A 12914-nucleotide genomic window follows, 5' to 3' on the forward strand; every position below is an offset into this window, starting at 1 on the left:
GGACATGAAGTCCTATTACCTGGCCGCGCTATCATGCATCACCGTCCTCATCGGTGCATGGTATGCGTGGCCTTTTCCGCGTTTTGACGTCACCACGCTCCCCTCCCGCCCCGAAGCCGCCGGCTACAACCGTGAAGACTTCGGCATCTGGCAGCCCCACGGCGCCTGCACCACCCGCGAGGTCATTCTAGAAAGCCAATCCAGCGAACCCCTCCACGCCTGCCACGCCCGCAGCGGGGCCCTTTATGACCCCTATAGTGGCACCACCATTCCCGCTACCTCGCCCATTGAGATCGACCACATCTTTCCCCTCTCCGCGGCCTATGACATGGGCGCTTCCGAGTGGGACCGCGAAACCAAGGTCCGCTTTGGCAACGACCCGCTCAATCTCGTAGCCACCAGCCGTGAGCTCAACCAAGAAAAGTCAGACGCCCTCCCCGCGGAATGGCTACCTCCCGCCAACCGCTGCGACTATTCCCGCCGCCTTGCTGACATAGCCCGAAAGTACTCCCTTCCCCTGCCTTCCAAGGACGTGCGGGTGATGCAAAGGCAATGTCGGTTAGCCGTACTCACCGGAAATTGATTAGGGTTGACGTGGCAACTTTCCGCGATTGAAGGGTTCTTTCAATGACTTCTTTCCTTGTATTCCTCCACGTGGCCGCAGCCATTCTCTTGATCGGCCCAGTATGCGTATCAACCTCTAGCTTCCAGACCCAAATGGTCAAGGCAGCACAGGGTGACCACGCGGCGCTCGGCTCCGCTCGCGTCCTGCACAACATCACCAATACCTACGGCTACATCTCTGCCATCGTGCCTATCCTCGGCCTCGGCGTATTCCTTTCCGATATCAGCGCTTACAAGTCCGAAGTGAACTTCCACATCGCCATCTTGGTTGCCATCATCGCATGGTGCCTGCTCTTCTTCGTCATTCTGCCAAAGCAGAAGAAGGCGATGGCCGCCCTCGAATCGACTGAATCCTTCGACTACGCGGCAGCTAAGAAGCCACTGTCCGCATTCGGCGGCGTATTCAACCTTCTGTGGATCATCTGCCTCATCCTGATGTACGTCCACTTCTAAGTGGCCTTCTAAAAAGCCATTTACTCCTCTGGGACAGTGTCTTCACTGTCCCTTTTCTCGTTTTCTAGCTCTTCCTTCAGCTTTTGCGCATCTTCGTGCGCATTTTCTCGACGCCGCCGCGTCGCCTGCGCCACAGTCTGCGCCCACCTCCGATTCTTCGGCGCGAGCGGCCCGCTGGCTTCGTCATAGACCCAAGTCGAATCTTCAAAGAGCCAGACGACGTCCCCGCTAATCGGATCCTTGATATAAAACGCCCGTCCATCAGTCTTGATGTTGTGGTGATGTTGACACAGGCAGGTCAAGTTTGCCGCCGAAGTAGGTCCTCCGTCAGCGAAATCATGCCGGTGGTCCATCTGGGAAGCCATCGCCGGCCGCGTACATCCGGGCCACCGGCAGGTTCCATCGAGCCCTTCCACAAAGGCGCGAATATGCGGCGGCGTGACATAGTTTCCGCTTTCATCTTGTGCCGCCTTCTCCATGTCGCGCACGGTCGTGGCCCGCGATTGCATGTCATCGGCAACCTCCGGCGAAACCCACCCCAAGCTTTGGACGAAGGCGGGAGCATCCGGCAGATCGCAGCGGTACATATTGAGCACCACCTTCGCCTTAGCCTCAGCCTCGCCAGTGAGCAACTCGACCGCAGCCTGAGCCAAGGAGATGTCCTTCTCCGAGGCCACACCGCGAATATTTCGGTCAATGATTTCGGCAGTCTCTAGGCCCACGTCGAGACAAACAGCGGCCCACTCCCCGCCCGTAGGCTCGAGGTGATAGGACTCCTTGCGCCGCGGATCGCGTGCGGCGATGGTCGGATCAAGGCGGACAATGAGCTCCCGCAGCTTTCGCCGCAGGTTGCGATGGGACGGTAATTTTTGGTTGGGGCGTTTGGGGGTGAGGTAGGTGGTTAATTCGGCGTCGATAAGCAGGCATTGTTCGGCGTCAATCTCTCCCAACTTGGAGAGGGTCTGATCGATGGTAATTAAGCGGTCTAAATCTAAGTGGTAGTGCTCTTCCTGCCGGGCTTTAAGGCGCGGCAGCTCCTGCAATCGCTCAAAGGCGAAAATAATATTTCTAATTCGGGACTGCCGTGTTCCGGTGAGATCCGACAGTGATTGGCTAATTATTTCGATATCATCATCCGGGTCTGGATGCAGGCGTTTCCATAGGAGGTATTCTGCCTTGCGAATGTCTGTAGCTGCTTGTGAGGTGGAATTTGCTGGATTGGTATTGGCAAAGTAGGGCGCATTCATGGACTTCCCCCGCAGAAGTTTCTCTAGAACATGTTTGCGCTTCCAGTATACAAAACCCCTCCGACACACTACCCCCGTTTATAGGAAAACCGCAGGTCAAAAGGCACGAAAAAATGGGCCTCCGAAGAGGCCCATTCAGTCGAAAATGCTAGTCGCGCCAGCGTCCACCGCGCTTGCGTCCACCGCCGTGGTCACGGCGTGGCGGGCGGCCGGTGTCCTTCTGAATCTTGATCAGCTGGCCGGAAATGCGGGTATCCTTCAGGCGATCCAGCACTGCCGGGTCAAGGTTCTTTGGCAGGTCAACCAGGGTATGGCCCACCGCGATGGTGATGCGGCCGAAGTCCTTAGCAGACAGGCCACCCTCGTTGGCAATAGCGCCCACGATGGCTCCCGGGCGCACATTTTGCCGCTTGCCGACGTCCAATCGGTACGTCTCAAAGTCTCCGTCCGGCCGCTTGGGGCCGCGACCCTTGCCGCCGCCCTTGAAATCGCGCTTGCGATCATCGCGGCGATCGCGGTCGCGCTTCGGCTTGGGAAGCGGCTTGTCTTCCATCAGGAAGTTCTTGCCGCCCTGCAGCATGACGGCGAGGGCTGCGGCGATGTCATCCATGGCCGCGTTATTGTCCTCGGAGTACTTGCGCACCAAGGTGCGGAAGAAATCCGCCTGCTTATTATCCATGGAGTTGGTAATGGACTCCGCGAACTTTTCCTTGCGCTTTTCATTGACCTCATCGACGGACGGCAGTTCCATCTCTTCCAAGCGGGCGTTGGTCACGCGCTCGATGGAGCGCAGCATGCGGCGCTCGCGCGGGGTGACGAACAGGATGGCTTCGCCGGAGCGTCCAGCGCGGCCGGTGCGGCCGATGCGGTGCACGTAAGACTCGGTATCGTTCGGGATATCGAAGTTCACCACGTGCGTGATGCGCTCAACGTCGAGGCCACGGGCGGCGACGTCGGTAGCCACGAGGATGTCTAGGCGGCCATCCTTGAGCTGATCGACGGTGCGCTCACGCTGCGCCTGCGCAATATCGCCGTTGATGGCGGCGGCGCTGAAACCGCGGTCACGCAGGGTCTCGACCACCTCTTCAGTCTCGTGCTTGGTGCGGCAGAAGACGATGATGGCGTCGTAATTGATGACCTCAAGGATGCGGGTGAAGGCATCCATCTTTGCGCGGTGCGGAATGAGGAGGAAGCGCTGCGTGATGTTGTCATTGGTGCGGCGCTCGGACTTCACCGTGACCTCGGCGGGGTTGTCGAGGTACTGCTTAGAAAGGCGCCGGATAGCGTTCGGCATGGTGGCCGAGAAAAGCGCCACCTGCTTGCGGTCCGGGGTGTCCTCCAGGATGCGCTCGACGTCTTCTTGGAAGCCCATGTTCAGCATCTCATCGGCCTCATCGAGGACGAGGAACTGCAACTGGGACAGGTCCAGCGAGCCCTTCTCCAGGTGGTCGATGACGCGACCCGGGGTGCCCACGATGACCTGCGCACCGCGGCGCAGACCGGATAGCTGAATGCCATAGGCTTGGCCACCGTAGATAGGCAGCACCTCGACACCCTTGAGGGACTCGGCGAAGGATTGGAAGGAGTCCGCCACCTGCAGGGCCAGCTCGCGGGTTGGCGCGAGCACGAGGGCCTGCGGGTGGCGGGCCTTGGTGTCAATCTGTGACAGAACCGGCAGCGCAAAGGCTGCGGTCTTGCCGGTACCGGTCTGGGCAAGGCCGACAACGTCGCGGCCTTCCATCAAGATCGGGATGGTTTCTTCCTGAATGGGGGACGGCTTGGTGAAGCCAACTTTCGCAACGGCCTCCAGAATTTTCTCTGGCAGGCCAAGATGCGCGAACCCCTGGGAGTTGTCGTTGGCTGAATCTTGGGACTCAGCGCCGGTGTCCTCAGAAGTATTCGCAGCCCTGGTGTCCTTGGTGACACCTTGCGAGTTGTCCTGAGATTCCGACTTATTAAAATCTTCCGGCTCGTTGACGCCGCCGGTGGCGTTATCGGTAATGCTCATTGCTTCACCAACCCTACGCGATTGCCGCCCCAAACTCCATATCCTAAGCGCCCGCGACGAAAGTGCGGTAGCTCAGTGGCATGCCTGGGCGGTAAGCCAAGTGCACGGCGCTGGGGGCGTCGAGCACGTGCAGGTCCGCGGCGGCACCCTCCACGATGGTGCCCTTGGCGGGGCGGCCCTGCGGGTCGTGGCCGTTGCCAACGTTGTGGCGGCGCAGGGCGGTCGCTCCGCCGGTGGTGGCGGCGTGGATGGCCTCATCGACGGAGAGGTGCTGCTGCAGGACCGCGGTGGTCACGCAGTAATTCATCGAAGAGGTATAGGACGTGCCGGGGTTGAGGTTGGAGGCGATGGCGAGGGTAGCTCCGGCGTCGAGAAGCGTGCGGCCCGGGGCGAGCGGCTCGCGGGTGGACAGGTCGCACGCCGGCAGCATGGTGGCCACGGTATCGGAATTGGCTAGCAGCTCGACGTCCTCGTCGGTTAGGTGATTGACGTGGTCTACCGAGGCGGCGCCCAGTTCGACGGCGAGGGCAACGCCTGGACCCACGCCCAGCTGGTTGCCGTGCACGCGCAGGCCAAGGCCCAACTTCTTACCGGCCTCCAGCACGCGGCGGGATTGTTCCTCGTTGAAGGCGCCGCGCTCACAGAAGACGTCGATCCACTGCACGTAGGGAGCAACGCCTTCGAGCATGGGGCCAACGACCTCGTCGAGGTACTCCTCCGCGTCCGCTCCCGGCGGGACCAGGTGCGCACCTAAGAAGGTCACGTCATCGACGTGGCGGGAGGCTACCTTGGCGGCCTCCACCTCGGACTCGGTATTGAGGCCGTAGCCCGTCTTGGTTTCGAAGGTGGTGGTGCCACCGCGGCGGCCGGCGGCCACGCGGTCCGCCACCAGCTTGTCCAGGCGGTCGGTGCCGGCCTGGCGGGTGGCGTCCATGGTCACGGCGATGCCGCCTGCCTCATAGGAACCGCCGGAGATGCGGGCCTCGAATTCAGCGGAACGGTCACCATCGAAGACCATGTGGGTGTGCGAATCTACCCAGCCGGGCAGGACGGCGCGGCCGCCTAAGTCCACCTTCTCGTCGGCGGCCGGTGCCTCGGAGGCTGGGCCGACCCAGGCGATGGTGCCGGATTGGGCGATAATGGCGGCGTCGTTAAGCGTGCCACCTTCGCTGACCGTACGGAGTTCTGAAATGCCGGTAAAAAGTGTGCTCATCTAGTCCCTTGCCTTGAATTCCATCGGAATGCGGACGCCGCGCTCGTCGGCGACCTCCTGCGCGCGAGTGTAGCCGGAATCGACGTGGCGGATAACGCCCATGCCCGGATCATTGGTGAGCACCGCGCGCAACTTGGCCGCGGCGAGTTCGGTGCCGTCTGCAACGGTGACCTGGCCTGCGTGGATGGAGCGGCCCATGCCCACGCCTCCGCCGTGGTGGAGGGAAACCCAGGTAGCGCCGGAAGATACGGCAGTCATGGCATTGAGCAGCGGCCAGTCGGCCACGGCATCGGTGCCATCGAGCATGGCCTCGGTTTCGCGGTATGGGGATGCCACGGAGCCAGAATCCAGGTGGTCACGGCCGATGACGATCGGCGCCTTGATCTTGCCCTCGCGGACCAGGTCATTAAAGAGCAGACCAGCCTTGTGGCGCTCGTTGTAGCCCAGCCAGCAAATGCGTGCCGGCAGGCCCTCGAACTCGACGTACTCCTCGGCGGCGTCGAGCCAGTTGTGCAGGTGCTCGTTGTCCGGGAAGAGCTCCTTGAGTGCTTGGTCGGTGACCTTGATGTCCTCCGGGTCGCCGGAAAGCGCGGCCCAGCGGAAGGGGCCCAGGCCCTCGCAGAAGAGCGGGCGGATATAGGCCGGAACGAAGCCCGGGAACTCGAAGGCACGCTGGTAGCCGGCCTTGCGGGCCTCATCGCGGATGGAGTTGCCGTAGTCAAAGACCTCGGCACCCTCATCCTGGAACTCGACCATAGCCTGGACCTGGGCAGCCATGGACTCGCGAGCCTTCTTGGTAAAGGTGGTCGGATCCGCCTTGGCCTCGTTGTGCCAGTCTTCCATAGTGATTTCAGAAGGCAGGTAGGACAGAGGGTCATGTGCGGAGGTCTGGTCCGTGACGATGTCTACGGTAAATTCCCCGGCGCGCTGGCGGCGCAAAACCTCTGGGAAGACCTCGGCGGCGTTGCCCACGAGGCCGACGGACAGGGGCTTCTTGTTCTCCTTGGCGTCTAGGACCAGCTTGAGGGCCTCGTCGAGGTCGGTGACAACCTCATCCAGGTAGCGCTTGTGCTGACGACGCTTCAGGCGGGTCTCATCCACGTCCACGATGAGGCAGGCGCCGCCGTTGAGGGTGACGGACAGCGGCTGTGCGCCGCCCATGCCGCCGCAGCCACCGGTCAGGGTGAAGGTGCCGGCTAGGCTGCCGCCGAAGCGCTTCTTGGCCACGGCCGCGAAGGTCTCGAAGGTGCCCTGCAGGATGCCCTGGGTGGCGATGTAGATCCAGGAGCCGGCCGTCATCTGGCCGTACATCATGAGGCCCTCGTCCTCGAGCTTGCGGAAGTGCTCCCAGTTAGCCCAGTCTCCCACGAGGTTGGAGTTAGCGATGAGCACGCGCGGTGCCCACTCGTTGGTCTTCCAGATGCCCACCGGCTTGCCGGACTGCACCAGCAAGGTCTCATCGGACTCGAGATCCTTGAGGGATTCAACGATGGCGTCGAAGGCTTCCCAGCTGCGTGCTGCGCGGCCGGTGCCGCCATAGACCACGAGGTCCTCGGGGCGCTCGGCAACCTCGGGATCGAGGTTATTCATGAGCATGCGCAGGGGCGCTTCGGTCTGCCAGGACTTGGCGGACAGTTCGGTTCCGCGCGGCGCGCGTACTTCGCGTGGTTGAGACATGGGCTTCCTTTCGTCGTGCTTTTCTGACGCCCTCCCAAGCCCCCTAGGCCGGTGTCCCGGGGCTGTCCCCGAGGACTTGTTCAGCGTCACATGTCACAAGGTACTGTGACCTAGCTCTGTGTACCATGCCACACAAACCCGAACTGTCTAGTATATGAGACACCCACGGGATGATCTACGATGGCCTGCATGCGTCGGTTCATCCCCCTCCTTTCCGTGGCCCTCCTCGCCGCTTGTTCCACCCCCGCCGAGGAACCGCAGCCGCCCCACTATGTGGCGCTGGGAGATTCCTATGCGGCCATGGGCTCGACCACGCTGCCACTGGATCCGCCCAATACCTGCGTGCGCGCACAGGATTCCTACCCCGAGCTCGCGGCCAAGGAGATGGGCGCAAAGCTCACCAATGTGGCCTGCCAGGGCGCCAGTACCCTCGACGTGCTTTCCTCCGCCGGCGAGCACCCCGCCCAGGTGGACGCCCTACGCGAGGACACCGACCTGGTGAGCCTATCCATCGGCGGCAATGACGCCAGCTTCGTGCGCCTTACCCAGTGCGCCACGGACGATATCTGCCAGGCGGAATCCGGCGCGCAGATTGACCTGGAAATCCGCGATCTGCCGCGCCGGCTCGACAAGGTCTACGAGGAGATTCACCGTCGCTCCCCTAACGCGAAAATCCTCGCTACCGGCTACCTTCCCCTCATAAAGCGCGGGGAGACCTGCCCCTACATAGAAAAAATCCCGGCCACTGACCGGGAATGGGTGGCTCGCTCCATCGAGCGCATCAACCAGGCGGTGCGCGAGGCCGCCGAGCGCAATGGGGCTACTTACGTGCTTGCCGACGCCGCCCTAGACCACACCGCCTGCTCCCCCTCGCCGTGGGTGGATTTTACGGGCGAGGAGACCGATTCCTTCCCCATGCACCCCACCCACGCGGGACAGGTGGCGATGGCCCAAGCCCTTAGCCGCGCAGCTGGCCGGTAGCGTCCTCGACGGCGTCGATAAGAGCGCCCTCCTTGACTAGACGTACAGTTTCCTCGATTTCCGGGGACAGGTAGCGGTCCACGCCCGGGCCCTCCACAGTCTCGCGCAGCTTCTCAATCACCGCGCCGGTTCCCTTGGCCGGGGTACCCTCGCGTATGTCGATGGCGCGGGCGGCGGTGAGGATCTCTACGGCGAGCACGCGCTGCAGCCCATCAACGGCCTTGCGCAGCTTGCGGGCGGCGGACCAGCCCATGGACACGTGGTCTTCCTGCATGGCCGAAGACGGAATGGAATCGGCCGAGGAGGGGTTGGCCAGGCGCTTCATCTCACTGACGATGCCAGCCTGCGCGTACTGCGCGATCATGTGACCGGAGTCGACACCGGGGCCATCAGCAAGGAAAGCATTCAACCCGCGGTTGCGCGCCGGGTCCAAGAAGCGGTCGGTGCGGCGCTCGGAAATGGACGCCAAGTCCGCGGTGACGATGGCGAGGAAATCGAGCGCATAGGCCACCGGCGCACCGTGGAAATTGCCATTGGAGACCACGCGGCCGTCCTTGGCCACCACCGGGTTGTCCACGGCGGCGACGAGCTCGCGCTCGGCCACCTGGGCGGTGTGGGCCAGGGTATCGCGGAACCCGCCGGCAACCTGCGGGGCGCAGCGCACGGAGTAGGCATCCTGCACCTGGTTCTTCTTGAACTCCTCGAGCGCGGCCTCCAGGATCTCCGAGCCTTCGGCCACCTGGAGGATATTCGCCGCGGCATCGGCCTGGCCCGGGTGCGGGCGCAGCTGCTGCAGGTCATCGGCGAAGACCACGAGAGTGCCGAGCAACCCTTCCACGGTCATGGCGGTGGCAATATCGGCGGTCTTTGCGGCCGCGCGCAGGTCAGTAATGGCCAGGCAGAGCTGGCCGAGCATGCCGTCGGTGCCGTTAATAAGCGCGAGCCCCTCCTTTTCCCGCAGCTGCAGCGGCTCGATTCCGGCCGCGGCCAAGGCGTCGCCCGCGTCCTTAAGCTCGCCGTTGACGCGCACCTCGCCCTCACCCAGCAGGGCCAGCGCGCAATGTGCCAGCGGCGCCAAGTCGCCAGAGCAGCCCAGCGAGCCATACTCGCGCACCACCGGAACGATGCCAGCGTTCAGCGCCTTGGCATAGGTTTCTACCACCACGGGGCGCACGCCGGTCCGACCGGTACACAAGGTGGACAGGCGCAGGAGCATAAGCGCGCGGATGACCTCTTCTTCCACCTCCGGGCCAGTTCCCGCAGCATGCGAGCGCACCAGGGAAAGCTGCAGCTGGGCGCGCATCTCCTCCGGAATGTGGCGGCGGGCAAGTGCACCAAAGCCGGTGGAAATGCCATAGACCGGGGTCGGATCCTGTGCCAGTTCTTCCACGCGCTCGCGGGTTGCGGCTACCTCTTCGAGAGCCTCGGGCGCAATCTCCACCTTCGCTCCATAGCGGGCAACGGCAACGACGTCCTCGATGCTCAGCGCACCGATGTTGACGGTCACGGTGGATGGGTAGGCGTTAGGCATGGCAAAACTCCTTGGAGTAGGGATTGATAATCAAAAATGTGTCGCGCGACAACCCAACGCGATAGATGTATGCTACATCACTTTCTTCGATTGCGGTACATTTTCCCCGCGACCTTGTCTGACACCTCCTGCAATGCCCGAATGGCGCCATCCACCTTTGCATCTGGCGTCCTTACCGGATACGTCACCGCCACCGCCGCCGCAGGGCGGTCCAGATGGTCCAGAATAGGGACCGCTACAGAAGCCTGGCCGCGAGTAATTTCCTCCACCTCTTGGTCCCAACCCCGCGCGGCCACCAACCGCAAGCGCTCCTTCAAAGCAGAAAAGCCACTGCCACCCGCGGTATCAAAAGCGGCTCGCACCTCTGCGTCAGGAAGATGCGCCAGCATTACGCGCCCGGACGCCGTCTTATGCGCTTGCAATCGCACTCCAACCTCGGTCACCAAAGAGATTGCCCCTGCAGCACGGACCTCCTGCAGGTACAAGATTTCCGATCCAGCCATACGAGACAAGTGCCCCGATCCACCCACCAGATCCGCGCACCTTTCCAAGTCCCGAGTAGCCATTCGCACCAAAGGCTGTTGAGTTACATAGGCCGAAGCCATGGAATAGGCCGCAAGGCCCAGGCCATAAGTCTTATGTTCCGGCAAGTGCGCCACAAAACCGGCATCGACCATCTCCGCTAGCAAGTGATAGGTAGATGACCGTGGCAGTCCCAGTTCACCTTGTATCCTGGCAGCAGAAATTGGTACGTCAATCGTCGATAACAACTTAAGAATCTCTAACGCGTGACGGGCCGCTGGAACTCGATTTGTACTCACACTTAGTGATTGTAGGCAGAATTTTCCTGCCATATCCCGCGTTCTTGCCTACCCTCGGTAACCATGAACACCGAAAAAGCTGAACTTTTCACCCCCGCCCCCGAATGGTCCGGCCGCTCTGATGGCCCTGGCCCAGAGCATGCCCGTTGGCATAGCGTTATCAATCAGTCCACCGACTCCCCCGCCCCGATAACCCTCCTGGGCTTTGCCTCCGATGAGGGCGTGCTGCGCAATGGCGGCCGCCAGGGTGCAGCCGCAGGCCCGGCCGCGCTGCGTTCCGCACTGGGTTCCTTGTCGGTGCACCATGCGCATGCGCTTGCCGACGCCGGCACGATCACCACCCAAGCCGACGACCTCGACGGCGCCCACGATGCGCTCTCCGATAAGGTGCAAGAGCTCGTCGAAGCCGGCACCCTCCCCATCATTCTGGGCGGCGGTCACGAGACCGCCTTCGGCTCCCACCGCGGCCTCTACCGCGCGGTAGGCGCCACCAAAATCATCAACCTGGACGCCCACTTCGATCTGCGCCGCGCGGACCACGCCACCTCCGGCACCCCGTTCAAGCAGATTTCGGAGCTCACCGATGACTTCGACTACACCGTGCTGGGCATCTCCCGCCCCAATAACACCGCGGTGCTTTTCGACGAAGCCGAGTCCCTCGGTGTGGCCATCACCCTAGACGAAGAGCTGGTCAACCTCTCCCCGGCCGAATGCGGCGAGCTTGCCGCCCGAGCCACCGAGGGCAAGGACAAGGTCCACCTATCCATCGACCTCGACGTCCTGCCAGCATCCACCGCGCCGGGCGTATCCGCCCCGGCGTCGCTAGGCGTCAGCTACGAGCGCATCCGCGCCATGGCCGTGGCTATTGCGCGAACGGGCAAGCTGGCCCTGGTGGACGTCGTCGAGCTCAACCCCACCTTTGACATAGATAACCGCACCGCCAAAGCAGCGGCGCGGTTAATCGATGACATCGTCACGGCCCACCTCGGGGCCTAGCTCCTACCTCAAAACAGCAGGTGGGCAATCGGCGTGGCGATGAGGATGGTCAGCGCCACGCGCTCAAACCAGATGATGACCAGGTGGGTGAGCTTCACCGGAATCTTGGTAGCCAAGATGCACGGCACTAGCGCGGAGAAGAAGATGATGGCGGAGACTGCCACCACGCCGATGACGAACTTGAGCACCATGCTGTCGCTGTCTGCCACTGCGGTGGCGGGCAGGAACATCTCCGCAATACCCATGGCCGCGCCCTTGCCGGCTTGGACCGGTTCCGGCAGCTGCACTACCCACGCGAATGGGTAAAACAGGTAGCCAATCCACTCGAAGATGGGTGTAAAGCGCGCGAGCAGTAGGCCGATAAGGCCCACCGACATGATGGAAGGCACGATGGCCGCCGCCATGCGCACGCCATCGCGCAGGTTCTCCCAGATGGACTCCCACAAGGACGGCGCGCGCTGCAGTGCCAGCATTGCTTCGCGCCACGCGTTCTTGATGCGCGAGCCCTCCACCGGCTTTTCCGGGTCTGGGTGTGCTTCTGCACAGTACTCATCCGGAATGGTGCGCAGCGGCGGAATGCGCACGGTAATGGCCGTCACCACAAAGGTCACGATGAGCGTGACAATAAAGTAGGTGCCCCAGATTTTCATCAGGTCAAGCTGCTTGGCCACAATGACCATGAAGGCCGCAGAGACCGTCGAAAAGCCGGTGGCAATAATGGCCGCCTCGCGCCCGGTATAGCCACCCTTTTGGTAGACGCGGTCCGTCACCAAAATGCCCAGCGAGTACGAGCCCACGAACGAGGCCACCGCGTCAATGGCGGAGCGCCCCGGCGTCTTCCACAGCGGCCGCATGATGGGCTGCATGAGCACGCCAACAAATTCCAGCAGGCCAAAGCCAATGAGAAACGCCAGGAACGCACCACCGATAGGCACGATGAGGCCTACCGGAATCGCGATGGAGTTCCACAGGAACGGCACTAGGTCTTCATCGCCCAGCACCCACGGCAGCGCATCGATGACCATGAGGAAGGAGACCACCGCGCCCACAATGTTGAGCACCGCAAAGACCGCCTGCAGCGCGCTTTCCTTAAACGCCCCGGTGGTAAAGCTGCGCACCGTGCCATAGACGGCAAGGGCAAAGATAATCCACGGCACCGCCGCTGGAATCCCTTCGCGCACCATGGTGACCATGTGGTCCAAAGGAATGGAGCGCTTATCCTGGTACGTCACCGGCAGGAAGAATACGAACGCGCCGATGGCGCTATATAAAAAGAGTTTCCACCGTCCCCCAGGCTGCGGGATTTCCCCGTCATGGCTCTGGTGCGAGGTGTAGACAGATTCGGTAGAAGTCACAGTAAAAC

11 protein-coding genes are annotated in these 12914 nt (G+C 62.3%); 4 read left to right on the forward strand and 7 right to left on the reverse strand.

Going from position 1 to position 12914, the window contains the following annotated elements; genetic code table 11:
* The first annotated feature begins 4 nt into the window (after positions 1–4).
* Positions 5–583 (forward strand): HNH endonuclease family protein, encoded by a 579-nt coding sequence (locus MHX61_RS00915; RefSeq protein ID WP_239191564.1) that lies wholly within the window; start codon positions 5–7, stop codon positions 581–583.
* A 44-nt stretch (positions 584–627) separates the two neighbouring features.
* On the forward strand, positions 628–1077 hold the full coding sequence (locus tag MHX61_RS00920; protein WP_239191570.1) for a DUF2269 domain-containing protein: 450 nt from the start codon (positions 628–630) through the stop codon (positions 1075–1077).
* Between the two features lie 20 nt (positions 1078–1097).
* On the opposite strand, the gene MHX61_RS00925 is transcribed toward MHX61_RS00920, so the two are convergent.
* The 4 genes from MHX61_RS00925 to hutU all read right to left on the reverse strand — a co-directional run bounded on the left by MHX61_RS00925 (position 1098) and on the right by hutU (position 7222).
* Positions 1098–2324 (reverse strand): HNH endonuclease signature motif containing protein, encoded by a 1227-nt coding sequence (locus MHX61_RS00925; RefSeq protein WP_239191573.1) that lies wholly within the window; start codon positions 2322–2324, stop codon positions 1098–1100.
* Positions 2325–2472: 148 nt separating this feature from the next.
* Entirely contained in the window at positions 2473–4332 is a 1860-nt protein-coding gene (locus MHX61_RS00930) for a DEAD/DEAH box helicase (RefSeq protein ID WP_239191576.1), read from the reverse strand.
* A 43-nt stretch (positions 4333–4375) separates the two neighbouring features.
* Positions 4376–5545, reverse strand: a complete 1170-nt coding sequence (gene hutI / locus MHX61_RS00935; RefSeq protein WP_239191579.1) for an imidazolonepropionase — start codon at positions 5543–5545, stop codon at positions 4376–4378.
* A complete protein-coding gene (gene hutU, locus MHX61_RS00940) occupies positions 5546–7222 on the reverse strand; it encodes a urocanate hydratase (RefSeq protein ID WP_239191582.1) in 1677 nt (558 codons plus the stop codon).
* Between the two features lie 189 nt (positions 7223–7411).
* On the opposite strand from hutU, the gene MHX61_RS00945 reads away from it, so the two are divergent.
* On the forward strand, positions 7412–8203 hold the full coding sequence (locus MHX61_RS00945; protein ID WP_239191584.1) for an SGNH/GDSL hydrolase family protein: 792 nt from the start codon (positions 7412–7414) through the stop codon (positions 8201–8203).
* Here MHX61_RS00945 and hutH read toward each other — a convergent pair.
* A complete protein-coding gene (hutH, locus tag MHX61_RS00950) occupies positions 8181–9734 on the reverse strand; it encodes a histidine ammonia-lyase (protein ID WP_239191586.1) in 1554 nt (517 codons plus the stop codon). The genes MHX61_RS00945 and hutH overlap by 23 nt on opposite strands.
* 77 nt (positions 9735–9811) lie before the next feature.
* Complete coding sequence (locus tag MHX61_RS00955) at positions 9812–10555, reverse strand: IclR family transcriptional regulator (RefSeq protein WP_239191588.1); 744 nt, start codon at positions 10553–10555, stop codon at positions 9812–9814.
* Between the two features lie 63 nt (positions 10556–10618).
* On the opposite strand from MHX61_RS00955, the gene hutG reads away from it, so the two are divergent.
* Complete coding sequence (gene hutG, locus MHX61_RS00960) at positions 10619–11551, forward strand: formimidoylglutamase (protein ID WP_239191589.1); 933 nt, start codon at positions 10619–10621, stop codon at positions 11549–11551.
* An 8-nt stretch (positions 11552–11559) separates the two neighbouring features.
* On the opposite strand, the gene MHX61_RS00965 is transcribed toward hutG, so the two are convergent.
* On the reverse strand, positions 11560–12906 hold the full coding sequence (locus tag MHX61_RS00965; RefSeq protein ID WP_239191591.1) for a YjiH family protein: 1347 nt from the start codon (positions 12904–12906) through the stop codon (positions 11560–11562).
* Positions 12907–12914 lie beyond the last annotated feature (8 nt).

This window comes from Corynebacterium sp. ACRPF, assembly GCF_022347395.1.
Classification (GTDB): Bacteria; Actinomycetota; Actinomycetes; order Mycobacteriales; family Mycobacteriaceae; genus Corynebacterium; species Corynebacterium tuberculostearicum_D.

Coding starts and splice junctions, on each gene's coding strand:
- MHX61_RS00915 (WP_239191564.1), top strand. CDS start 5: ATGAAGTCCTATTACCTGGCCGCGCTATCATGCATCACCGTCCTCATC.
- MHX61_RS00920 (WP_239191570.1), top strand. CDS start 628: ATGACTTCTTTCCTTGTATTCCTCCACGTGGCCGCAGCCATTCTCTTG.
- MHX61_RS00925 (WP_239191573.1), bottom strand. CDS start 2,324: ATGAATGCGCCCTACTTTGCCAATACCAATCCAGCAAATTCCACCTCA.
- MHX61_RS00930 (WP_239191576.1), bottom strand. CDS start 4,332: ATGAGCATTACCGATAACGCCACCGGCGGCGTCAACGAGCCGGAAGAT.
- hutI (WP_239191579.1), bottom strand. CDS start 5,545: ATGAGCACACTTTTTACCGGCATTTCAGAACTCCGTACGGTCAGCGAA.
- hutU (WP_239191582.1), bottom strand. CDS start 7,222: ATGTCTCAACCACGCGAAGTACGCGCGCCGCGCGGAACCGAACTGTCC.
- MHX61_RS00945 (WP_239191584.1), top strand. CDS start 7,412: ATGCGTCGGTTCATCCCCCTCCTTTCCGTGGCCCTCCTCGCCGCTTGT.
- hutH (WP_239191586.1), bottom strand. CDS start 9,734: ATGCCTAACGCCTACCCATCCACCGTGACCGTCAACATCGGTGCGCTG.
- hutG (WP_239191589.1), top strand. CDS start 10,619: ATGAACACCGAAAAAGCTGAACTTTTCACCCCCGCCCCCGAATGGTCC.